Source organism: Algoriphagus antarcticus, assembly GCF_002150685.1.
In the GTDB taxonomy this organism is placed as follows: Bacteria; Bacteroidota; Bacteroidia; order Cytophagales; family Cyclobacteriaceae; genus Algoriphagus; species Algoriphagus antarcticus.
In genome coordinates, this window is sequence record NZ_MSSW01000042.1 from 33,301 (window position 1) to 58,324 (window position 25,024).

The 25,024-nt window shown below is 37.4% G+C and carries 17 protein-coding genes; 5 read left to right on the forward strand and 12 right to left on the reverse strand.

Annotation, left to right across the window (positions count from 1 at the left end; translation table 11 throughout):
• Window positions 1-2 precede the first annotated feature (2 nt).
• The 4 genes from BVH04_RS14070 to pnuC form a co-directional block, all read right to left on the reverse strand.
• Complete coding sequence (locus BVH04_RS14070) at window positions 3-1,427, reverse strand: purine-cytosine permease family protein (protein ID WP_086542109.1); 1,425 nt, start codon at window positions 1,425-1,427, stop codon at window positions 3-5.
• A 160-nt stretch (window positions 1,428-1,587) separates the two neighbouring features.
• Complete coding sequence (gene rhaM, locus BVH04_RS14075) at window positions 1,588-1,905, reverse strand: L-rhamnose mutarotase (protein ID WP_086542110.1); 318 nt, start codon at window positions 1,903-1,905, stop codon at window positions 1,588-1,590.
• 466 nt (window positions 1,906-2,371) lie between these two features.
• A complete protein-coding gene (locus BVH04_RS14080; RefSeq protein WP_086542111.1) occupies window positions 2,372-3,445 on the reverse strand; it encodes an acyl-CoA dehydrogenase family protein in 1,074 nt (357 codons plus the stop codon).
• A 16-nt stretch (window positions 3,446-3,461) separates the two neighbouring features.
• A complete protein-coding gene (gene pnuC / locus BVH04_RS14085; RefSeq protein ID WP_086542112.1) occupies window positions 3,462-4,139 on the reverse strand; it encodes a nicotinamide riboside transporter PnuC in 678 nt (225 codons plus the stop codon).
• Window positions 4,140-4,747: 608 nt separating this feature from the next.
• Here pnuC and BVH04_RS14090 point away from each other — a divergent pair.
• Window positions 4,748-7,306 (forward strand): DUF3857 domain-containing protein, encoded by a 2,559-nt coding sequence (locus BVH04_RS14090; protein WP_086542113.1) that lies wholly within the window; start codon window positions 4,748-4,750, stop codon window positions 7,304-7,306.
• 346 nt (window positions 7,307-7,652) lie between these two features.
• Here BVH04_RS14090 and BVH04_RS14095 read toward each other — a convergent pair whose 3' ends face one another.
• Window positions 7,653-8,267 (reverse strand): DUF4230 domain-containing protein, encoded by a 615-nt coding sequence (locus tag BVH04_RS14095; RefSeq protein ID WP_086542114.1) that lies wholly within the window; start codon window positions 8,265-8,267, stop codon window positions 7,653-7,655.
• Window positions 8,268-8,819: 552 nt separating this feature from the next.
• Between BVH04_RS14095 and BVH04_RS14100 the strand changes: the two genes are divergently transcribed.
• Window positions 8,820-14,711 (forward strand): non-ribosomal peptide synthetase, encoded by a 5,892-nt coding sequence (locus BVH04_RS14100; protein WP_086542115.1) that lies wholly within the window; start codon window positions 8,820-8,822, stop codon window positions 14,709-14,711.
• A gap of 341 nt (window positions 14,712-15,052) precedes the next feature.
• On the opposite strand, the gene BVH04_RS14105 is transcribed toward BVH04_RS14100, so the two are convergent.
• Entirely contained in the window at window positions 15,053-18,337 is a 3,285-nt protein-coding gene (locus BVH04_RS14105; RefSeq protein WP_140160593.1) for a CheR family methyltransferase, read from the reverse strand.
• A 652-nt stretch (window positions 18,338-18,989) separates the two neighbouring features.
• Between BVH04_RS14105 and tnpA the strand changes: the two genes are divergently transcribed.
• The gene (gene tnpA / locus BVH04_RS14110; RefSeq protein WP_086542117.1) at window positions 18,990-19,424 is read left to right on the forward strand and encodes an IS200/IS605 family transposase; all 435 of its coding nucleotides are present in this window, start codon (window positions 18,990-18,992) and stop codon (window positions 19,422-19,424) included.
• Window positions 19,425-19,736: 312 nt separating this feature from the next.
• Here tnpA and BVH04_RS14115 read toward each other — a convergent pair whose 3' ends face one another.
• The 3 genes from BVH04_RS14115 to BVH04_RS14125 form a co-directional block, all read right to left on the reverse strand.
• Entirely contained in the window at window positions 19,737-19,988 is a 252-nt protein-coding gene (locus tag BVH04_RS14115) for a hypothetical protein (RefSeq protein WP_240510935.1), read from the reverse strand.
• 100 nt (window positions 19,989-20,088) lie between these two features.
• Window positions 20,089-20,448, reverse strand: coding sequence for a helix-turn-helix domain-containing protein (locus BVH04_RS14120; RefSeq protein WP_086542118.1), 360 nt, complete (start codon window positions 20,446-20,448; stop codon window positions 20,089-20,091).
• A gap of 3 nt (window positions 20,449-20,451) precedes the next feature.
• Entirely contained in the window at window positions 20,452-20,688 is a 237-nt protein-coding gene (locus BVH04_RS14125; RefSeq protein WP_205635860.1) for a type II toxin-antitoxin system HigB family toxin, read from the reverse strand.
• Window positions 20,689-20,982: 294 nt separating this feature from the next.
• Here BVH04_RS14125 and BVH04_RS14130 point away from each other — a divergent pair, with 294 nt between their 5' ends.
• Complete coding sequence (locus BVH04_RS14130) at window positions 20,983-22,296, forward strand: serine hydrolase domain-containing protein (protein ID WP_086542119.1); 1,314 nt, start codon at window positions 20,983-20,985, stop codon at window positions 22,294-22,296.
• Window positions 22,297-22,357: 61 nt separating this feature from the next.
• Here BVH04_RS14130 and BVH04_RS14135 read toward each other — a convergent pair whose 3' ends face one another.
• Both BVH04_RS14135 and BVH04_RS14140 read right to left on the reverse strand, forming a co-directional pair.
• Complete coding sequence (locus BVH04_RS14135; RefSeq protein ID WP_240510936.1) at window positions 22,358-22,579, reverse strand: Txe/YoeB family addiction module toxin; 222 nt, start codon at window positions 22,577-22,579, stop codon at window positions 22,358-22,360.
• A complete protein-coding gene (locus BVH04_RS14140) occupies window positions 22,576-22,827 on the reverse strand; it encodes a type II toxin-antitoxin system Phd/YefM family antitoxin (RefSeq protein WP_086542120.1) in 252 nt (83 codons plus the stop codon). The genes BVH04_RS14135 and BVH04_RS14140 overlap by 4 nt, the downstream gene beginning before the upstream one ends.
• A gap of 213 nt (window positions 22,828-23,040) precedes the next feature.
• On the opposite strand from BVH04_RS14140, the gene BVH04_RS14145 reads away from it, so the two are divergent.
• On the forward strand, window positions 23,041-23,406 hold the full coding sequence (locus tag BVH04_RS14145) for a serine hydrolase (protein WP_086542121.1): 366 nt from the start codon (window positions 23,041-23,043) through the stop codon (window positions 23,404-23,406).
• Window positions 23,407-24,222: 816 nt separating this feature from the next.
• Here the strand turns inward: BVH04_RS14145 and BVH04_RS14150 are convergent.
• A complete protein-coding gene (locus tag BVH04_RS14150) occupies window positions 24,223-25,020 on the reverse strand; it encodes a Fic family protein (protein WP_086542122.1) in 798 nt (265 codons plus the stop codon).
• Window positions 25,021-25,024: the final 4 nt, after the last annotated feature.

A 25,024-nucleotide genomic window follows, 5' to 3' on the forward strand; every position in this document is an offset into this window, starting at 1 on the left:
AATCAATAAGTTAAAGGAATAGTAGGAGAGACGTTTGTGACTTTCTTCTGAATAGCTTTTGAAGCAAGCAAGTATACGAACACTGCTACAAACCAACCCGGAAGTCCAAGGAAGAAGATTTCTATTCCACCATAAATATTCAATCCTAAGCAGAAGATAAGAGATATACCCCAAGTGATTCCGACTGCTGGATTGAAGTGGGAGTTGGTCAATTCAGCATAATTGCTGGCAAGTCCCATTTTTGGAAGCACAAATACATCCAAGAATATCACTGCGCCAAGTGGCATTAAGATCAATCCGTAAAGGGCAACGAATTCCAGCAACTGCATCACCAAAGCTGGGAAGCAAGCGGCGATAGTTGTCACTAAGCCAACGAAGAGTGTTACTTTCCAAGTTTTCCATTTCGGGTTGATGGATTGAATCGCAAGTCCTGCTCGATAAAGGGTAGGATTAGCAGTAGTCCATCCAGCGATCACCACACAAACTGCACCTGCTATGCCAGCTGCCTCGTAAGCAATAGGACCTGGAGCAAAAACCAAACTTCCTTTTGACTCGATAAGAAACAATGAATACAAAATACCTGAAGCCATCCAAGCGATAAAATGCCCTAAGAACATTCCAGTGGCAGATGAAAATCCGTACGTCCATTTCTTTGCATAACGGAGGAGCGACAAGTCAGCCATTCCGATGTGCATGCCCATATTACAAAACCAGGCAAAGAACATGATGTGCCAGAAAGTGAATTTGCTTTGACCTTCAAGTGGTACGCCATTCCAAATAGTCGTTTCGGCCACTGGCCAAAAATCAGAAAATGAGTTGATTCCCAGTCTAGGCAAAACTCCCACTGCTGCAGCGATAAAGATCATAATCATCCATGGCGCAGCGATATTGGCAAATTTTGAGATGACATTGAAACCGAACATAGCCACAACCGTAGTGATAGCTCCGATGCCAAATACGGTTATTATCCAACCAACGCTATTCGGATAGACATCAGTTAGCGAAGGCATTTGCAGATTGAAAGGTATTCCGACGGCAGTAGCAGAAACGGCGATCATGGAGCCTGCAAGGAAGCAGAAGAGTGCTGCATTTACTACGTTATAGACTAGCGTAAATCGATTGCCAGCTATTTTCTCCAATTGATAATAGAGTGTTGTTCTTGTCTTAACTGCAACTTTTCCAGTTAAAAATGCCCAGCTAAGAACAGCGAGAATATTCCCGACAATCAATCCGCTCACCAAATCTCCAGCTGAAGCACCATGAGCGACGAAAAGTGGCCCCAACACAAACTCAGTTCCTGCAGTATGTTCGCCTGCATAAGTACCGATAAAGCTTTTCCAGCCTTTTAGTTTGTTTTTGGGGATAGGAGTTCGCTCGTATTCATTGACAGCTTCGAGCCGCTGTTTTAGATTTTGGGTTGATGACATAGGTTTTCTTTTTGGGCTTGAGGTTCAAATTAGGCTAGGAGATGCTCTCATGTATCCTGTACTATATGGGTAGGAATTGACCAATAATTTTCTGTTTGCCCAGATTAATTTGTACCATATAAAAATCCTTATACTTAGGCACAAAGCATAGGGCCTTAAGTTATTGGAGGTCGAACACGTTGGGAAGATCGACTGAAACAGGAGAGTTGTCTGGATTGGTTTCCATGATATCTGCCATGTGTTTCCACCAGCGTTGAACGATCTCAGTACTCCCAAGATCCTGAGAATTTGCATCCCCTTCGATTATTTGAAATGCAAAAAGACTGCAAGTTTCTTTATCCAAAAATATCTGATAATCAATGATTCCGGTTTCTTTGAGTAAAGTAACCAGTTCAGGCCAAATCTCACGATGTCTTCTTTCGTACTCTCCTTCAAAACCAGGAATCAGCTTCATGCGAAAGGCTAGTTTTTGAGGCATTTTGGGATAGTTTATTTGGTTTAAATAATAGTGAGACTAGAAAAGCAAGATACTTATCTATTCATATATCTGGAATTGAGACATTAGTCAATTTTTTGTATGCACAAGCGGAATGGAAGACTTATAATATTCGATAATCTAAATAATTATTTCAGTCAAAAAAGATCCGAAGGATTGAAACCATTCTTAACCCTCGGCAAAGCCGGGGGTGAAGCAAATGTTATCAATATTTAAGCCCTGAAAGGGCGAAACTATGAAGTTCCACCCCTTCAGGGCTTTGATTATTCATTTTTTAATGGTTAAGCTCCTTCAGACCTAGTTTGGATATCAATGTAATGTCTTAATTTTTATGATTATACCATTATCCACTAAACTATGTTATGCTTGAATGCCAATATTTGATTAAAATACACGATTTAAAACTAAGTTATTCTTTCTTAATTGTCTTTAAATTCTATCCTAATCTTTAAAAAGGAAATATCAATAGCGCATGTTGGCCTACTGTATTGAAATCCCGCCAAACACGATTGAGTTCGGTATGTGTTTTCGCAGCTTCCAAACCTGAGAATGGATAAAGCTTCCCATTTATTTCACGGCAATTTTGCGTTAGCTTACGACTGATTTTGCTGATTTTATTTAAATGAGAGTCTGAGATTCTGCCATTTTCTTCCAGTTCTGCCCATGAAGAATTTACTTGATGATAGAACTCATCCCGAAGCTTCTGAAGTTTTCTATTCTGCTTGCTCAGTAGTTCTTGGAAATAATTAAGGTGCTTTTTATCGTATTTTCTGTACTCATGTCGTTTCCAGAAAGACTGCTCGATCAACTCTATTAGGTGAGTAGAAATCCCCAGAATATTTGCCGCTAGTGTAGCTTCCGCAAATTGCAGGAATGGATACTGATAAACTGGCGCGGTCAATTGAGCTTTTTTGGGGAGGATTTCAAAGCAACGGTTTAACGGAACACTTATATTTTTGCAGCGAAAAGCATGACTTCCAGTTGCGATCATTCCCATGTAATTCCAGCCATCCAGAATCTCCACATCTTTTCTGTCCAGCACAAATGCCTTGATCACGGGCTTTCCTTTTTTATCCAAAAGTGCCTTTCCATCCTCCAAAATCTCACAGTTGGCAGTAAGATGCGTGGCATGCAAAGCTCCAGATGCATAGGTCCAACTTCCTGAGATCAGGTAGGTTTCTCCAATTTTATCTGCTTTTCCACCCACAAATCCACTTCCGGCCAGACATAGTTTTTCGTCAGGAAAAATATCTTTTCGTAGTGACTTGTCCATAAAACCAACAAACCAAGCTGCACCGGCGCATAGCGTCACAGTCCAGCCCAAACTTCCGTCAAGCTTCGCTAATTTCTCCTCAATCTCTAATGCTTCGGGTAAGGTGCATCCCAGTCCTCCCAAATCGGTTGGTACAAAAAGCTTGAACAATTTTTCAGAATAAACCTCAGACAACCATTCATCTGGAAGGCATCCAAGTTCTTCTGCCTTGGTGGCTAGTTCGTGACTAAACAGTTTTGAGTTTTTCATCTGTTTTTTTTATTTTTTAATGGTCAGATGGAATCTCGCAGGACTTATAATCATCCAATGTGTGACGCTTAGAGTCATGCTCGATTTCATGGGGTTGGTCTAGTTCTTTTTTCCAGTCGAAATAGGCGAAAATTGCTACGACGAAAAGGAAAATGGTAAGGAATGAGATTAGAATCAGTTGCTTGTGAAAGAGCAAGGGGATAGCTACAAGGTTGGATACGTTCAGCCAAATCCAGTTTTCTAGCTTTCTTTTCGCCAAAAGCCACATGCCTGCCCAAGCTGTAGAGGATACAAAAGCATCAACTATCGGGACATCAGAATCGGTGAAAGTGGTGAGCATGAAATAGAGAAATGCCCAGCCGCCAAGAGCAATTGCCCAGGTGATTTTCTGCTCACTCTGAGTGCTTCTTGTGATTTGGGATGCTCCACTTGCAGAACGATTTTTCCATAATGCCCAGCCATAAATGCTCATCACCAAGTAGTAGGCATGAAGCAAAGTTTCAGCGTAAAGTTTGGCATCCACCAGCAAGAAACCAGAACACAAAATGCCGATGATGCCTGCGGGATAGAGCAGAACATTGTTTTTACGAGCTAGTAGCACTTCGGTGACACCAAAACTCACTGCGATCCATTCCAGCAAACTGGTGGCTTTGATCTGCTCGGCGAACAGACTCAGGTCAATAAATAATAACATTTGAATAACGTTTTATGATTATTCAAAAAAGGGAGAACAGTAATCTAGTCCCTACGCCGGCATTACCCGGATCAGGTGCTCGGTGATCGCTCACCGATGGGTATGATCTCAGCCCGTAACTTTTAGGGCACCCCTTATTTGATAGGGCTAATATAGAAATTAATATTTCGTTTTTGGTAGAAGATCCATCAAGTGCGCTTCAGAATGCTCACATGAATCACACGATTTCAAACGGATCTAATTGATTTCTAAGTCAGTATCCAGTACTTCGTATGGAAGTAATTTTTGGAATATGCTTTTTCACATAAGTAGAAAATACCCTATCAGTCATTTCCTATTTTCTTATCTGGGCAATTGAAGCAGTTTTGATTTCTGGTTTCTTAGTAATAGCCCATCCCGGCAAGCAAGAGTTTGAGGATTAGGATGAATTTGATGAAAGAATTTGGGTTAGTCTGTTTCTAAATACAGTTTAAGTTGAAATTAAAGTACTCACAATCAACCATATAAAATTGAAGTTGTGGAAAAGGACAAAAGATCGATTAGTCAACTATCGAACCCGTGAAATTAATTAATATATTTCCAAGTATTTATTAGTTTCAATTTCGTTTATGCACAGAACTCTTCTATTGGGAATGTTACTTCTTGGAGTAATTATTTCCGTCAATGCTCAGAAAATTACCGTTTCAGAAATACCCAACTGGGTGACAACGCCTAAGTTAGATGTAAACTCAAAGCGGGAAACCCAGATAGGCGAAGGTTATCGATACTTACTTTTTGATAAGCAGATAAATCTACCGGCAAAGGAGTCTTTTTACAGATATAGTGTGCAGGTTTTATCTGCCGATGGAATTCAAGAAAATTCTGATGTGCTGATTGATTATGACCCTACTTTCCAAAAATTGGAAATCCATGAAGTGAATATTTATCGGAGCGGTAAGAAAATCAATAAACTGGAAGCTGATGATTTTGCGCTTATCCAAAAGGAAACTAGTGCAGACAGGCATATTTATGATGGAGCACTCAGCGCGTTGATGCATTTAAGTGATGTTCAGAAAAATGACATCATTGATTACAGCTATACTTTGAAAGGGTTTAACCCTGTTTATGGAAACCAGTTTTCAGGTTTTCTATATCATAAGCTGTACGTTAAGGTTGAAAATTTCCATTATCGATTGTTGGTACCGCAAGGACAGCCTTTGCAGATTCACACTAACGAGCATGCCTATCAACCTGAGAAATTGAGTAAAAATGGGATGGATATTTATAAGTGGAGCCACGATGGAATGCAGGCAATAAGCTTTGATGTTAATGTTCCTTATTGGTCAGCAATGTACCCTATGACTTCCTATTCTACTTTTTCAGATTGGAAATCAGTAGTCGATTGGGCATTGCCGCTTTACAAGTATTCAGCGAATGAATTAGACATTATTAAAAAGCAGTTCGCTGGCAGCAAAGAAAATATTTCTAGAATCACCAATATCATCCGATATGTGCAGGATGATATTCGCTATTTGGGATTAGAGTCAGGAATGAGCGCTTACCGACCAAACGCTCCTTCGAAAGTATTCAAACAGAAATATGGGGATTGTAAAGACAAATCGTTGTTGCTTGTTGCGTTACTTCGGAGTGAGGGATTGGAGGCTTATCCAGTGCTGGTGAATACACAATGGAAAAATAATATTGAAGCATTCTCAGCCAATGCTTCAGCATTTGATCATTGTGTAGTGACGTATAAATGGAAGGGAGAAAATATTTATGTTGATCCAACGATTACGGATCAGGGTGGAAATCTGACAGGAATCTACTTTCCTGACTATAAAATGGGTTTGGTGGTTAAACCCGGTAATTCTGCCTTAACTACTTTTCCAGAAGCTAAAAAATCCGTTCAAAAAGTAGAAGAACTGATCGCTGTCCATGACTTGGAAGGGAATGCGACTTTGCAGATACGGACGGAGTATAGAGGGAGGAAGGCAGATGAAACTCGTTCCAGTTTCGTAAACAGTACTGTTGATGAAATTTCCAAAACGTATTTGGATTTTTATTCGGCAATTTATCCCGGAATTGAAGCAAGTGGCCCTATAGAGTTTTCGGATTCAGACCGAAACATATCCAACGTAGTTACAACACTGGAAAATTATACTATTGAAAATTTCTGGAAGAAATCAGATACCGAGGAAAATCAATTATATGCAGAAGTTTATCCATTGGAATTAAATTCTCGCCTAGGTTTTCCTCAAAGTGCCAGTCGTGAAATGGACTATTACTTAGGTGAACCTGAAGAGTTTACCATTACCACTAAATTAATTATGCCTGAATTTTGGGCTGTTGAAGAATATCATAAACGAATCGATGCTGGTGCTTTTATATATGAAAATATGGTAAAAGGGGAGGGTAATATTATTGATATCAGCCATAAGTATGAATTGCTTAAATCGAGTGTTCCTGGCACTGAAGTAGCCAAAATAATTGAAAGTAAGAATTCAGTAAACAATGAATTAAATTACTATTTGACCTACGATCCTAATACTGGAAGCTCATTGAGCATCCCAGCTATCATCTGTTGTGCTTTTATTTTGGCAGCATCTTTCTTCTTTGGTACAAAGCTTTACAAAGGGTACAACCCAGCGCCACAGTCCAAAAGTTACTACGATGGGATTGGAGGATGGCTTGTATTTCCTGCCATAACCTTACTAGTTGTCCCTATTACCATTGTTTTCAATTTAGTGGATGGCACTTATTTCAATGGTTCGGTATGGACAGGTGCAGGTAACTATGGGAATGGTTTGCAGGTGTATTATGGAGTAAGCTTCGTTTTTTTGATTTTCATGTTTTGCTATTCGATACTCACATTGATTTTCTTTTTCAAGTTGCGCACTGCCGCCCCTCAAATGTTTATTCTATTGATTACCATCAATTTTATTTCGTTGTTAATTGAGGCATATGTGGCAGACCAATATTTCCATGAGTTAGCTATTGATTCCTCATCAGTTGATATTTTTCGAGGGGTTATTGGGTTGTTTATTTGGATTCCCTATTTCGTCAAATCTGAAAGAGTTAAATCTACTTTCACGAGGACCTATTTTGAATACAAAAAAGATGTGGTATTTGTGGATAAAGGGAATCATGGAGAAAAAGTTGATAAAACGAATTACGATCAATTAAACTAACTGTATTATGATTACATGTAACTCTGCCACTACCCAAATTTAATTGACTTATCACATCTGCCTACTTGACTAGCTCAGCAGCTTCTCGCTGGTAGGTTCAATTGGAACTGCTGAACCTACCGGCGAGAAAGCGGAACATCTTACTCCCTTATATCAGAACCTACAGATAGTTCTTGAAAGGAAAATTTGTTAATTGATTGTGGGCAGGCTTTTTTAAAAAAATAATAGTATTGTTCCACCCCTTGAATTGAGCATGTAGTCAAAACTGTATCGAAGTTTAGAGAAGAGTTTTTGAGGGATTAGGCAAATGAGGGGAGTAGCAGAAATGAGTGTTAGAAATATGTGCTTACCGTCTCAAACTCTCCATCTGCTCCGGATTTTCTATGATGACTTCATTATAAACCAAGCTCCAGCCCAATGATTTTGTCAGCACATAGATGTTTAGCAGTTCACTCATCAAGCGTTCCTGTGCATCATTCTTAAGCTCAGAAGCTTCTATTTTCTTACGAAATTGGTCAGTAATATTGGTCTTGATCTTATTGTAATCTTTTGCTTCAAACTGATTTAAAAAGTCTTGAGTGACATCATAATATTCGAACTCAGGGTAAATGTTGACAACAGGCTCAGGGATTTTAGTGATGGTCAAGGTTTTTGATTCCTGGTCAATCTTCGTTTCCAGTTGTCGCAGGTCATATTCTACAGTTGCCTTTGCCTTGGCGACAATCAATGCTTTCTTATTTGCACTTACCAGACTTAGAAATAGCTTTTGAGAATTACTATAGGTGAAAACTTGAGAGTAATAACCCTCGGTCACGATCAATTTGCCCACGTTTTGGATTTGCTGCTGGATCATGGCGGAATTTTCATTCAGCTCATCGCGACTGTCTTTTTTGTCCGTAAAAAACCAAATGCCTCCCATTATCAGGAGGGCTGCAAGAAATCCGAGTACAAATCTATTCATGATTGGGTATTGAGTTAAATATCAAAGCTAAGGTAAACTACGAAAAATGGTCTAGTGGAGATACCCTTCAACGATTATATGTGAAGGCTTTTCAAAATTTGAACATTCAGAGCCACCTTGAATCCTATTTCGATGTTATTAAATCATTATGAATTCTCATGAATGCTCTGGTTTTGAACGGACTCCCGCGTCTACTTTTACTGTAGTCGAAAATCTTTCCCTCTGTAAACCAAAACGTTTGGTGACCGATTGGCAACTTTTGAACTTCACACCAGTCTTTTCCAGTTAAGATGTCAGATTTATTTCACAAATCTCTGAGGCAAGACTTCTCCCGATTATTTCGGGATTTTGCATAAAGTAGATTATATTCATAAAATAATCATACTATTGATTATATTCAACTAATTACTATCCTCTAATATTACAATCGAAGTTTATATATCACGAACTATCATTATATATCTACGTGAAGATAATGATAAACATATTAAATAATGTTCTCGTAATATTGAAGTATTCTCATTCGTTGTTTTTTCTCTTTAACTTTCGATTATGCGTAATCAAATTATTGAACTCTTGGCGCCTGCCTTTAATATGTATAGAGAGCAAAAAGCTATAGTTTTTAATAATCAATCTATTAGCTATTCTGAATTAGATCAGAGAATACATTCACTTGCTGAACAGTTGAAGATAAATGTGCCTTCAGAAAGTATTATAGCGGTTTCTTGCAAACGTTCGATTGAAACTATAGTTAATTTGCTTGCAGTACTCGCTGCAGGTAAAACTTACTTGCCGATTGATTTTGATTTACCTACTGAGAGGATACAAACTATAGTATCTGAAGCAAAATCAAGTTACTTCTTGCCTAGCGTAGCTTCAGAATCATTTGAATCGTTAGGTCTTAAATCAATTTATAGTAATGACTCCGGTAAAAATAAGGAGATAGTTATTTCTAAATATGCCTATGTATTGTTTACTTCGGGCTCTACTGGAGTCCCTAAGGGTGTATGCATGCCCCACGAGGCGTTGTTAAACTTAGTTGAATGGCAAAATAATATTTCTAAATCCACTGTTGGTTTTAAAACCCTTCACTTCGCGAAATTGACATTTGATGCCTCTTTCCAAGAAATATTTTGCTCATTAGGTACTGGTGGTACTTTGCATATTGTAAGTAATGAGACAATAAAAGATCCATATTTACTTCTTAATTATATAGAGCAGCAGAATATCAATCGCCTTTTTTTGCCTTTTGTAGCTCTTCAGGCTTTGGCTAATACCGCCAACTCATACCAAATATATCCATCTGGTTTGATTGAGGTAATGACTGCCGGAGAACAACTAAAGATCACCGAATCAATTAGGAATTTTTTTTCAGAAATACCTGACTGTGATTTATTTAATCAGTATGGGCCTACTGAAAGCCATGTAGTGACACAGCTTCATTTGCAAGGAAGTCCAAGTAGCTGGGAGGAATTGCCAACAATAGGTTTGCCAATTCAAAATTCACGAGTTGATATAGTAAATGATGAAGGAAATATAATTACCAAAGCAGGTGAAATTGGCGAATTGTACCTATCAGGAGTATGTTTAGCAGGTGGATACCTCAATAGGGAAGAGTTGACATTGGATAAATTTGTAATGTTTACTGATAAAGAAAATTCATCATATAGGGTATATAAGTCAGGTGATTTGGGGTATTGGAACGAAAATGGTGAAATAGGTTTTGTAAGCAGAAGGGATGATCAAGTCAAAATAAGTGGTTTTAGAGTAGAATTGGGTGAAATAGAACTGGCGGCTTCCAAGGTTCCGGGAGTTGATGAATGTGCTGTTGTAAAGGCTCACTATAGTGATAGTCAACTTTATTTAAAACTATATTACACTTCATCAAGTGAATCGATTACAGTTGACGTTATTTGGACTCAATTGTCACGGGTGCTGCCTGAATACATGGTTCCTTCAAAAATTTCGAAGCTAGAAAAAATGCCTAAAACGACTAGTGGGAAAGTCGATAGAAAAAAATTATCCACCTCGATTGACAATTCTACCAGTACTACAAATAGCAGCTCAGAGTCTCCGCGCATTGGGTTAGAGTCAGACTTGGCTTTACTTTGGAATAAAATTCTGCCTGAACAAAAAGCAACTAGAGAAAGTTACTTTTTTGATTTGGGAGGAAGCTCAATTTTTGCTCAAATGCTTTCTTTGAGTATCAAGGATACCTTAAATGTTCATTTTCCTGTAGCTCTTATTTATCAATATCCTTCGATCAAAAAACAAGCAGAATACTTATCAAAATTCAAGACATCAGAATTAATTGGAAATGAAACTATGAAAAGAGATATTCCGGATTTTATAGGAACTTCAAAGGATGTGAATAGCCCACCTTTTCAGGGAGCTGAAATTGGGTTAGATAAAGAAGGCAATCCATATTGGATTAAAGCTCAAAAAGTGTCCCCAAACAAGAATATTCCTGATAGAGAAATACCTAAAATAGAAAAGGTAATTCCGATTACTCCTTCCCAAATGGAAATTTGGCTTGCGTGTAAGTTGGGAGGTAAACAGGCTAGTAAAGCATATAATGAATCAGTCTCATTGAATCTAACCGGTGTTCTTTCAGTGAAAATTTTGGAAGATGCTTTTTTGAAGGTGATAGGGAGGCATGAAGCTATGCGATCAATTGTAAGTCCAAATGGAAAGAGTTTTATCATTTTCAAAACCTACTCTCAACCTATAAATTTGACAGATATTAGTGATTTGAGCGCATATGAAAAAGATACATTTCTCGAGAAACATATAGAGCAAACTGGTTTATTCGACTTTAATTTGACTCATGGACCATTGTATGTGATGGATTTAATCAAACTGGATGAGAAAGAATTTTTATTGACTTTCACGGGACATCACTTAATTTTTGACGGATGGTCATTAGACGTAATGATAGAGGAGCTGGGTGCTTTATACTCAGCCTATATGTCAGGGAATGAACACAAACTACCCAAAGCTTACCTTTTGGGTGATTATTCAAAGGAAGTTTTCAATTTAATGTCAAGACCTAGTTTCGAGAAAACGAAAGAATTCTGGCAAGATTATTTAAGTAATCCTGTTCCAATACTTGATTTACCGATAGATAATGAGAGAACTAATAGCAGGACTTATAATTCAAAAGTCCATAAAAAACGGTTGAAGGATGAAACTTTAAACAAGGTTAGAGCCATTGGTGCAAAGCTTAATTCAAGTCTGAACCTTACTTTAATGTCGGTTTTTGAGATATTCCTTCATGAGTGGACCAAGCAAAATGATATAATTGTAGGCATCCCTATTGCTGGACAGTTAATGCTTAATAAGCATTGCTTGATAGGTCATTGTGTCAGTTTACTTCCCTTAAGAAGTAAAATCGATAGGGATTTAACTTTTTCTGATTACTTGAAAATAAGAAAGTCAGACTATTATAAGGCTTTGCAACATAGCAGTATCTCTTTTGGAGAAATGATTCAATATATCAATCTGCCAAGAGATTCATCTCGAATTCCATTGATTCCAGTTACTTTAAATATCGATAAAGGAACGGGCAATGTTCTTGAATTCAAGGGGTTAAATCATGATCTGAAGTTTAATGCTAAGTCGTATGTAAACTTCGAATTAGTACTTGATCTATTCGAAACATCTGATGGGCATGTTATAGACTGGACCTATAATAGTAATTTGTTCAATAAATCCACGATTGAAGCGGCAGCGGATAGATTTTTTGAAATGATCGATTTATTTATAGAAAATCCTGATGAAAAGATTTCTGGAATAGTAGATTTACTTAGTATTGAACTCGAGGAAAGTAAAATTGTATTAGACGACTTTGAACCTTTAGGTGAATTAATCAAAAAGCAGCTTTCTTCCAACAAAGACAAAATGGCTGTTAGAGTCGGAGGTAAAGAGTATACATACGAATACCTAAATAATATAACCAATTCCATTTCTCAGCAATTGTTGTTAAAAGGAGTTGGGCCTGGAAAGATTGTTGGTGTTCATCTGGATAGAACGATAGAGCTTGTTGCAAGTGCATTAGCAGTGGTGCAAGTAGGAGCATGCTACATGCCTATTGATGCTGAATTGCCAGAGGATCGAGTAAAGTTTATGCTTAATGACGTCAATGTAAAGGCTTTTATCACTGACAAAGATAACTACTCCTGGGATAAATTGAATGATAGAAAGATTCAGATGGAGAAAGGGATGTTTTTAAAACAATCTCCGGATTTCATTGCAAAACTACCTACTGCTGAGGATCCATTATTCATTGTTTATACTTCAGGATCTACAGGCAATCCAAAAGGAGTTTTGTTATCCCAGCAAAATCTAGCAGATTTTTTGAAGCATTTTAAACAAGCTCCTGGCCTGAATGAAGATGACCATGTGTTAGGGTTGACTTCTATTTCATTCGACATGTCATTTATGGAGCTCATCCTTCCATTTGTGTACGGGGCATCCTTATATTTATTTGACAGATTCGAAAGAAGAGATCCTCGTGAAATAGTAAAAGCTATCAAGACCCAAGGAATCACCAAATTATTTGCTACACCTTCTCATTTGAAATCTATTGTAGAATATGGCTTGACTGAGAAACAAGAGAAACTGACAATTATATCTGCTGGTGAGCCCTTGCAGCTGTCCTTAGCTCAAGCATTGGTCAAAGCTTCCGCTAAAGTGTACAACATCTATGGGCCAACAGAAACTACGATTTACACCAACATAAAAGAGATTACTTCGGAAACAGAAAAAGTGACTATTGGTAAGCCTGTAGAGGGTACCGATATTTTTTTATTGGATGAAAAAGGAAATATAGTAACCAAGTCAGGAGAACTTGGTGAAGTATATATAGGTGGAAAAGGCGTCGGAATAGGATATTTAAATAGAAAAGAGCTGACTCAAGAAAAATTTATTTCATATCCTCTGCCTAATAAGCCAAATAGATATTATAAAACAGGAGATTTGGCTGTTTGGACCGAAGATAGAGAGCTTATATGTAAAGGAAGAATTGATCACCAAGTTAAGATTAGAGGGCAAAGAGTTGAGCTAGGCGAAATAGAAAATATGATAGCTCGTGATAATGAAATTGAAAATGTTATTGTAGAAAAAATCATAGATGAAAATGGAGATGATAGCCTAGTCGCATTTATTTCATTTAAAAAAAATAAGAGGGGTATCATAGATTCTTCAAATTGGATTGATTCCTGCAAACAAAATCTTTCTAGAGTTCTGTCAAGCTTTATGATACCAGCAAATTTCCTGGTTGTTGATGATTTTCAGTTGAACCAAAATGGAAAGATTGATAGGAGAGCTCTAAGATCTTTAATACATACATCGGTAGAAGAAGTTGAAAACCAAATAGTGCCACCAATCCTTAATATTGGAAGTAGTGATACAATTTTCAAAGTTAAAAAAATGTGGGAGGACGTTTTAATTACACGTGACCCAAAATTAGATGCTGATTTTTTTCAAATTGGGGGGCACTCCCTACTTGCGGTAGATTTAATTTCAAAGATTGAAAAGAAATTTGATATAAATCTCCCGCTTTCATTTCTTTTTGAATATTCAACAATCAACTCTATTTCTAGGAAGTTAGATCAACTCCTTTTAAATGATGTAGTTGAAAGTGGGGTTTTAGTCAAAATAAAAGATGGTATTCCAGATAAAGTTCTGTTTTTTATTCATGGAGTTGGTCTTAATCCTTTAGAAATTAAGACATTAATTAATTATATGGATGAGGATCAAACTATTTGGGGATTGCAGTCTCCCACAATACTAAACAGTAAAATAGATCCAATTGATACTATTGAAGATATAGCAGAGAGATACCTATTTGAAATAAAGAAGAACGGTTTCACAGGACCATATAATTTATTAGGTAATTCCATCGGCGGTCAAATTGCTTTTGAAATGGCAAAACAATTACTGCGTCAAGGTGAGAAGATAGCATTTTTGGGAATGATTGATACTACAGCGACCTTACCAAGTGAAGTCCCAAAAACGATGCCTTCTAAAATTAAAAATTTTTCTAAAAAAATGCTTTTTGAACTTAAATTCCTTTTTGATGATCCTGTTTATTATAAAAAATATAGAGTGAATTCTTTGAAAGAGAAACTTGATAAGTTTCGAAATCCTATTGCAGATGAAGATTTAGGAAATCTAAAAGCTCGTATTAGTCAAATTGAAAATGTCAATATGGATGCATGGAGAAAATACAAGCATGAACATATTAATGCTAATGTTACTTTGTTTTTGGCAAAGAAGAAAACATTTTATGTGTCTGATTTTAAAACATTTGGTTGGTCTCCTTATGTGAATGCTATACACATCATTCATATGCCAGGAGAACATGCAAATATGCTCAAAGCTCCGCATGGAGCCGAATTTTCAAAAGCATTGCAAATTAGGCTAAACTCATCTAATATATGATATCTGGTAGAATATTATGCTGTGAGATATAAGTAATGGAATCGAGCAATTCATGTAATTTCCTGCCTAATTCTAATCTACAATACTTTTGGTATTACTGGTTATTTTCCAAGTAATAACTGAAAGGGTCTATTGCTGAAGTGCAATCTAAATTGGCATAACTACCTTAAAAGTGAGCCAAAGAGCAATGATGACTTTTAGCCGATGAGTGATTCCCTTAGTTTGGAAAACTAAACAATCACAACCTGCATAATCGTGAGAATTGAAATTCTACTTGATTTGATCCAGGAATGTTCATTTTATGAAAGCAATTTCCCATGAAAAATATATCTTAAAATTACCTAGCTTTCCAATCTTACCGGCGCTTTCGTCTTGATATAAACTTTAAAACAGGATCCTTCTCCCAATTTACTTTCCACTTCAATTTCGCCCCCGGCATTGGTAATCATTCTCTTTACCAAATATAAGCCAATACCCGTTCCTTCAACGGGGATATTCAGATCATGAACACGCTTAAATTTGGTGAATAGTTGACCAACATTTTCTTTCGCTATTCCCAATCCATTATCTCTGACTGATAAAATGATAACGTCATCCATTTTTTGACTTTTAATCTCCACTTCATTTTCTCGCTCTGGAGACCTGTACTTAATTGCATTGCTAATTAGGTTGAGAAGGGTACTTCTTAAATATTTTTTGGGAAAAAATAGTATATTTTCTTCAAGTTTAATATGAATTTTAGTGCTGGATTGAACGACCCTGTCTTGGAGACTTGCAATCACCTCTCTTACCAGTTCAGCTAGATCTATCTTATCATAATCCTCCAATCCCTTCTCAATTTGGATTATATCTGAAAGTTCATCAATGGTTTCCCTTAATTTTGAGACTGATTCGATAAGTGGAACCGCAATTAGTTTAATATCTTTAATATCATTTGACTCCTGAATAATGCTAATTAGGCCATTAATGTTGTTTAAGGGAGACTTAAGATCATGGGAAACTGAATAAATGAAAGTGTCATGGTCTTCATTCATTTTTATCAATTTGGCATTGGCAATCTCAATTATATTTTTTGATTTGATTATTTCTGTGATCTCATTAAAGGTGATAATTACACCATCTGGTTTCCCCTCCTTTAACTTTATGTAGGGGACAATCGTCATACTGTACCAATTGCCGTGAATGGTCTCAATATTTTTTTTTATGTTTTCCTGACTTTTAATGACTGCTTTGATATCGTGCATCAAGGTGGAGAACTTGATATTTGTAGAAATGTCTCCAATTGGTCTTCCAATATCACTATCTCTAATATTAAGCTGTTTAAACGATATAGGAGAGAATTTTTTGATAATTAAATTCTTATTTACATAGATTTGGCTGGAAATATTGCTTCTGAAATAATTATTGAGGTCATCATTTAAGTCTGCCAGTTCTTTAATTTTATCTTGGTATTGGCTATTTAAAGTGGTGAGTTCCTCATTTGTGGATTGCAACTCCTCATTGGAGCTCTGCATCTCTTCGTTGCTGGAGATCAGTTCCTCGTTATAGGATTGGATATTATAGTTGGATTCATCCAATGCAATATATGATTGCTGAAGTTTTTTCCTTGTTTCTCCGAGTTCCTGATTCAGTTCAGTTAAATGCCTGTTAGAATATAGATTCTTATCAAAAACTTCAATGACCTTATCCGCATTATTTTCCATTTTCTCTTCACCGAAATAGATTATAAACCTCTGCTTGGAGGATTTACTGTCATTAAAAATCGGCTTGACCAGAATTCTTACAGAACGAACCTCATTATTCTCAGTGAACTTTATTTGCTCTACAGCTACGCTCAAATGTCCGGCAGCGACTTTTTTTATGGAAGTGCCTACGGTTAGAGCAAGTTCATCAGGAAGAAGTTCCAATAAATTGTCATTAAAAAGTTTTGGAAGCAGATATTGATTGACATCTCCAAAAGGCAGAATAACTTTGTTTTCTCCGTCAATACAAACCCCGGCGTGAAACCCTGATTCCTCAAGATGGGATTGTGCGATTATCTCAGTAATCGGATCGGGTAAATGATATTTCGAGGTATCTAAATCATCCGTGGAAGAGAGTCCAGGCTTCATTTCCGCCTGTCTGGTAGGGGTTGTATTAAAACCCAGTGTGAATGAACCTTCAATATTTTGAAAGATCTTCCATTTCTTATCAACTTCATGGAACATATCCCTCTTTTCACCCAACCCCTCACTCGGGCCTAAAAACAAGTAACCTTCCACATTCAAGCAATAATGAAGAATTGAAAATATTTTCTTTTGAAGGGTAGGGTTAAAATAGATCATCAGATTGCGACAACTTATCAGATCCATTTTGCCGTAGGGTGGTTGTTGTACAATGTCGTGGTTAGCAAAGATCAGCATCTTCCTTATATTTTCTCTGACCTGGTATCCTTTCCCCTCCTTTTTAAAAAATGTCCTAAGGCGCGAGGCTGAAATATCTCTTACGTTTTTCGGTGAATAAAACCCTTTGGAGGCTTTGTCCAATGCCTCTTTATCTATATCCGAGGCAAATATCTTCACCTCGATGTCTTTTTTCAGTGCAAGCAAATGCTCCTTGACCAATATGGCCAAAGAATAGGCTTCTTCCCCAGTAGAACAACCTATTACCCATATTTTTAAGGGATCAACCAATAACTTATTCTTTACTATTTCTGGAATGACTTTATTTTGTATGACTTCAAAAGCCTCCGGATCCCTGAAAAAATTAGTGACTCCTATCATAAACTCCTTTGAAAGCACATCAATTTCAGAAGCATTGGTTTTCAGAAGTCCGATATAGTCTTCCATGGTTTCGCAGTTGTTTGCGAGCATCCTTTTTATGACCCTCCTGATAATGGTGGGACGCTTGTATTGGGAGAAATCAAGGGGAGTTTGGCTTTTTATTAATCCGATCAATTCCATAACATTGCTCTCATCCTGATCCGAAATGGAGTCAGAGTACCTTTTTGTCCATATTTTTTGGTTTACGTATTCGACAATTTTCAGAGGTATTTGTTGAGGGAGGAGTATGTGGTCATAGTTGGCTGATGAAATGGCCGAGTTCGGCATGCTCTCAAATTCAGTGGATTGGGGATCCTGTACGATGACCATGCCCCCAACTTTCTTAATTGCCGCTACGCCCTTTGTCCCATCGGATCCATTTCCGGAAAGCACAATGCCAATACTTTTATTCCCCTGGTCTTCTGCCAAAGAATTGAAAAATATATCAATTGCTGAATTGGGCGTTGACTCCTCCCTTTGTGTTAAAATCAGTTTACCGCCATTTATGGTCATGTACTTTCCTTCCGGCATTACATAGACTCGATTGGAAATGACTTCCATTCCGGATTCTGCCTTATATATCTTGAGCTTGGAATGCTTAGCAAGCAATTCGGCCATGAAACTTTTATAATTAGGGGAAAGATGCTGGATAATCACATAAGAAACCGCGTCAGTAAGCGTATGGTCAAAAAGTGTATTTATGGCATCCATGCCTCCTGCTGAGGCACCAATGGCTATTATGAATAGATCAGATTTGGGAGGATGCATATAATTAGCTTTGTCTTCAGGTAATTTCTCCAAAGCTAGCAGGGGAGAGGCTATCAAAGCAGAATGCGCTTAAGTTACGTTTATTTTTAAGGAACTCACCACCCAGATCTGATTCTCAAAATTATTCAGAAAAGGAATAAATTGTTTCAAAACATAAAAAAACGACTAGAAATGGGAAAAGTAATAACCTACCTTCATTTAAAAAAAAGGAACAGTAAGGATCCTGTTTGATCTTCTGCTTTTTATTCAATTACAGGGTTTAAAAGCCTTTCCAGTCTTTGAGTATTTGGACTTCTCATGGCTGCTGAGCAATTCTTTTTTCATTGGTGACTTAGATTTGCTACAAAGTCTTAGAGCCGTTTCATTGACCTGATTCGCACTTGTGTTTCTTGGTTGGAAATTAATTAACAGCCAACTGATATGCTGACAGCCAGGTGATCATGCGCTATCTCTTTCAGAGAGAGGCATGCTCAACCTCTTATGAATTGTGGGTAGTTGAAAATTTCATCCAACTATTTAGATAGAGAGATGTTTTTGATATGGACGGCAATATTTGCTTTGCATTAATCAAACAGCTTTACTGACTAACTACTTGTTAACCAAGCTGTTTGTTGATTAAATTTTACGCTTTTAAGTGGTCTCAAAAGTAGTTTAAACTATGCACTTTAGTGCATTTCGCTTTAGCTTCTAAAAAGGTTTACTTTGACGAATGTCAGAACAACGGAGCAATGGACATACAGTTTCTCGACTTACAGTTCATATGGTTTGGTGCACGAAGTATAGATATGCCGTTCTCAAAGGGGATATTAAAATGCGATGTCGAACGCTCTTGATCCAAATCTGCGAGTCAGAGGACGTAAGGATATTGAAGGGAGTGGTATCAAAAGACCATATTCATATGCATTTGGAATATCGTCCTTCTCAAAGCGTGAGTAATCTTGTGAAAAGGCTAAAAGGTCGGAGCACTCGAAAACTCCAGCAGGAATTTCCTGACTTGAAGAAAAGGTATTGGGGTCGCCACTTTTGGTCCATAGGTTATGGATGTTGGAGTACAGGAAACATAACGGATGAGATGGTCAACGAATATTTTGAGCATCATAGACGGCCAAAAGATGACACCAAAGATAATTTTATCATAGAGTGATGAGGTCCAAGGCGACTTCTAGTCGCTCCCCCTTAACCTATGGACTTTAAGTTTATAGTGGTTTAGTTTATACTATCCATCATTTCCCGATACAGAATGTAAAATCACTTTTATTTCAGGTAGTTAACTTATATGCGGTACATATACAGTAAAAAAATTCCTGATTGCCGTACTATTTAGGGATATTAAAATTTTAAAAATGAGTGTTCGCTTTGTTGCACGTTCCGGAAAAAAGCTAAATCTTGATTCTAAATCGGATCAAATTCCACCTTTCTCAAAGGGGGTAAAGGGGATTTCAGAAGCAAATCAGTATTAAATTTGGCAAGGTGCAGGATTGCGGATACTCATTATTTTAAATATAATTTCCGAAGTGTTCTTTTTGACTTCTTTTTCAGGATGAGGGTAGTGTATTATTTCGAATTCGGTTATTAAGTTGACCAACTGCTCAGCCTCTATCCCTTCAGGACTTTCAGGATCTGCATTGAAAATTGGGTTTAGCCATTTCATGGCAGTTTCGTATTCTTGGTCATTGGTGATTTTCTTTTCAGCAAGTTTCTTAATCACGCCATTTAATGATTGAATGTCGTTTTTTTATAACTATTCAACTACAGAGTTTTTCTCGGTAGTTGAAAATGCTTAATTGTTCATCCGCTTTCTTTGGATATTAAACCCCCAAAACAATTGATGCTTCAATATCCAGTTTTCGACTTATTTCGCGAGCTACTTTTAATGTTGGTTCGCTTTTACCATTGAGATATTCGCTGATCCTTGAACTGCTTACCCCCAAAAAATCAGCGAGTGTTTTTTGACTTAGGCCTCGTTCATGCATTCTAAGTCGAATAGCTTCGGGTAAGGTTGGAGGCAGGATAGGATAGTGCTGTTCTTCATAATCTGCAACCAAATCTGAGAGGATATTCAATTCAACAAATCCCTTGGCTTCAGAATTTTCTATATTATCTGGGTTAGAGAGTAATTCCTCAATTCTTTCTAAAATGGCGTTATATTCTTTTTCTGATTTGATCATGGTTCAGATAGTTTGAATGTCCTTAATTTTGTCATACTCCGTGTGAGTTCCAATAAACCGGATGTAAACCTTACTGGCGTTGAATGAAATAATGGCAATTAGACGGTATGTATTTCCTTTACTATTGAAAACGAATCGATTGTTGCCTACATAATCAACTGAATTAAAATCCTTCCTGCTATCGTTTATGGAAAGCCAGTCTTTTTTGCTGGTTATTGAATACCAGAACTTTAATGGTATTTCTGAATCAGCATGTTTCTCAGAAAATTATTTAATTCGTTTGTAGTTGACAACACGCATTAGTTTTTAATTGTTCTGATATGTGGAACAGAAATACAAATAATAAAACTGGAATTACACTTTGCGTTTAAGTTTTTTAAGCCACCTACCTTAATGCTAACCAAAGCAGTTTGCAGTTGTCGCAAATTTTGCGACTACCACTTCCTTCACCAATTAACGCGTGGAGACCGCTAATACTATAGCCAGTTATTTTGCGAAGGATTTTTGCATATTTAGGAATAAAACTCAGCCAAAGTGAAAAAAATAGCATTTTCGTTTTTCTTAATTACTTCAGTGATGCAACTTGGATTTGCTCAACGAGAACTGATCCATGCCAAGCCGGCTATATTAGGATTTGATAAGGATTTCATCAACCACAAAGTGGATTCTATTATGCAAATGGGCATCGACAGTTTGGCTTTTCCAGGAGCACAACTTTTGGTAGCAAAGAACGATACGGTTATTTTTCACCAAGCCTACGGTTACCATACCTACGACAACACTCAGCCTGTCGCATTGAACGATTTATACGATTTGGCTTCTGTGACCAAAATTGCGGGGCCTTTACCTGCTTTAATGAAGTTGGTGGACGAGGGGAAGCTTGATCTGGACAAACCTTTCAGCAACTATTGGAAACCTTGGAGAAACCGAAAAGACAAAAAGGATCTAACCCTCCGAGAGATTTTGGCGCATCAGGCAGGTTTGGTGCCCTACATAGTGTTTTTGGAAAAAGTGGTTCGGGAAAATGGCAAGATCAAAAGAAGATTTGTTCATCAATCACCTAATAATCGATTTCAAGGACAAGTATACGATGGGCTTTATATCAACAATCGTTTTGAACGGAAAATGAACCGAATTATTAACCGGTCCAAAGTCTCCGATGAAAAGAAATACCTGTATTCGGGACTCACTTTTTTGATTTTCCCTAGGTTGATCGAGCAACTCACAGGAACGGACTATCAAACCTATTTGGAAGAGAATTTCTATCAACCTCTAGGTTCACATACCTTGGGATATTTACCTAAGGGAAAAAATTATGTAAACGACATTGTCCCTACCGAAGTGGATTCCCTCTTTAGAAAAACCTTGGTTAACGGCTGGGTACACGACGAAAACGCAGGGCTAAAAGGAGGTATTTCCGGTAATGCAGGATTGTTCGCTACTGCAGATGACTTGGCCAAATTGATGCTCTTTTATCAAAATTATGGCAATGTGGATGGGCAGCAGCTTATTTCAGCCGAAACCGTAAAAGAGTTTACGGAAGTACAATTTCCAGAAAACGAAAACCGCCGCGGGCTGGGTTTTGACAAACCACTCTTGAACAATGCCGGGCTTCCCTTGGCGGATGCGTATCCTTCTCCTTTGGCAAGCCCCAAAAGTTTTGGTCACTCTGGTTTTACGGGGACTTTTATATGGGCCGATCCCGAAAAGAAGCTCACTTTTATATTTCTATCCAACCGGGTTTACCCGTCTAGAGATCACCAGAAATTGTACAGTTTGGGTATTCGAGAAGCTTTGCAGGATGTTTTTTATCGGGCAGAATACGATATGCACAAAAATCAAAAATAGTGGCTATTTATCATCATAATGCCCTTAAGCACCTAAAACTGTCACTACAATCTTTGAACCGTCAATCAGGTAAACAAGTTTGTGTTTTTCTATCAATCCTTCTTGACCAAGTGTTCTGTTGGTTGTATTTAAGTTTTTCTGGTTTACCAGTGCCTGTCTCTGGATGCTCTTTAAGTTCTTGAATTAATATAAAAACCTTCTTTACCAGAGCTTTATTACCAGTCTTTTTTAGTTTCTCAATGTCCTCCAATGCTTCTGAAGTGAATTCAATCTCAAAAATCATATGCCAAGCAATTCCTTCAGTTGATCGTCAGTTAACTTAACCGTTTTACCCTCATTGTAGGACTGAATACTTTTTGAAATCCGCTCTTGGATTACAGGATCATCAAAGAAGCGATCATTTTTTACAGTGTTTGATATTTCATAGATTTTATCATTACCTCTCTTAATGATAACCCGCTCATTTTTATCAATCAAATCCAGATATTTTTTGAGATTTTGACGAAATTCTCTAGTGCTTACTACTACCATAGCCTTTTAATATTTGTGTACACAATAAGATACACAAAGATAAGTATATGAGTTCAAAATCTATATTTAAATGCAGAAGTCACCTGTTTCTTCTTTTTGCTGATGGTACCTGATCAAGAATAGAGTAGTCAACCTTTTCGTATTCTGTAATTATGTTGACCAACTCCTCAGCTTTCATTTCTTCAGCGCTTGCAGAGGAGGAGCCAAAAATTGATGCTCTTTTATCAAAATTATGGCAGAGTGAATGGCAAACAGCTTATTTCAGCCGAAACCGTAAAAGAATTTACGGAAGTACAATTTCGCGAAAACGGAAACCGTCGCGGGCTGGGTTTTGACAAACCACTCTTGAACAATGCCGAGCTTCCCTTGGCGGAAGCTTATCCTTCTCCTTTGGCAAGCCCCAGAAGTTTCGGTCACTCTGGTTTTACGGGGGCTTTTGTATGGGACGATCCCGAAAAAAAGCTCACTTATATATTTCTATCCAACCGAGTTTACCCGTCTAGAGATCACCAGAAATTGTACAGTTTGGGTATTCGAGAAGCTTTGCAAGATGTTTTTTATCGGGCAGAGCAAAAGTAGAATTCTAATGTTGAGAAGTCGGTAAATTTCTCTCAAAATCGTCAGTCACCTGTGTTGATCCTGAACCTAGATCGTAGGATTTTCAATCCGAAAAACCTTCAAGGTTTGCTACACCTCGAAGGTTCCAAATCTTTTGATCAAGCTTCGAGATTGTCGATTGCGAAGAGCGGGAATGAGTTGGCTATGAGTGGATTTGGGGAAAATGGATAGCGTGGAGATAAACATAGTATTAGGGATTACAAATCCCTGAAAAATATAAAAGCGTAGATACAATCTACGCTTAGTTGGGGAATTCTAATGTTGAGAAGTCGGTAAATTTCTCTCAAAATCATCAGTCAGCTGTGTTGATCCTAAACCTAGATCGTAGGATTTTCAATCCGAAAAACCTTTGAGGTTTTTTACACCTCGAAGGTTTCAAATCTTCAGATCAAGCTTCGAGATTGTCGATTGCGAAGAGCGGTAATGACTTGGCTATGAGTGGTTTTTGGGGAAAATATATAGCGTGAAGATAAACATAGTATTAGGGATTACAAATCCCTGAAAAATATAAAAGCGTAGATACAATCTACGCTTAGTTGGGGAGGTATTGATCGAGTTGTGAGAGGGTAAGTTTATCTTTAATCATTTGATCTTGTTGTACTTAATTTAGCAACCCAAGGTCAATTGAAGAGATTGACTCTACTTGAGTAAAAAACTGTTAACAGGATGCATTTTTTTTACCTAAAAAAGCAATAGAAAGAGCGGTAGTTGTCAGAAAAAAGAAGGAAGGCGGCTACTTATTTGCCTTTTGCCAAAAATGGAATGAAAAAATCTATCTCAAAACATCAGATTAAAACCTTTTCCTTTTTTGGGCTTCGTCATTTCTTCAAACCTTTGAATATCTGCTTGAAGGTACTCGGCATATTCTTTACGCATAAATGAACGGAAAACTTCAATATCATCCGTCGCTCTCGCATCAATCAATGCTTGAATGTATTCAGCTTTGGATTCGTTAAATACGATTGCCAACGGCAAGTTGAAATAGCGTTGAATATAATTCATTAGTAGCCTTGACGTGCGTCCATTTCCGTCATAAAAAGGATGAATACTGACCAAGTTGAAATGTGCATCAAAAGAAAGATTTAACTGCTCATCTATGTCAATGGCCGAATTCATTAACTCATTGACCTTCTTTGCCATAGCTGTAGTCAAAGATTCTACTTTGTCATAATTGGGGAAGTAGGAAGAGCCAGCACTTACATCTTCCTTTCGAAACGCGCCAGTTCGTGCGTCAATCGTTCCAAAAACAGTATTATAAACCGCTCCAGTACTATGAATGACAAGGGCGTTGATTTCTTGAATAAAAGTGGGTGTTACTGGTTTTTTACTATTAGCTTCTTTGAGTGTAAACTGTAATGCTTTAAAATGGTCGGTAACCATTAAGCTATCATGGATAGGCTTTCCTTTTGGTGTAAGCCCTTCATTCAGCAAAACTTGAGTTTCAATTTCAGTCAGCGTAGAACCTTCTATAGAAGTAGAATGATGAACAATTGAAATGAGGTTGAATTTCTCATGATCAATTACTTCATCGATTTTTAACGATCTATATTTTTTTATTAATTCTACGATATCCATACTT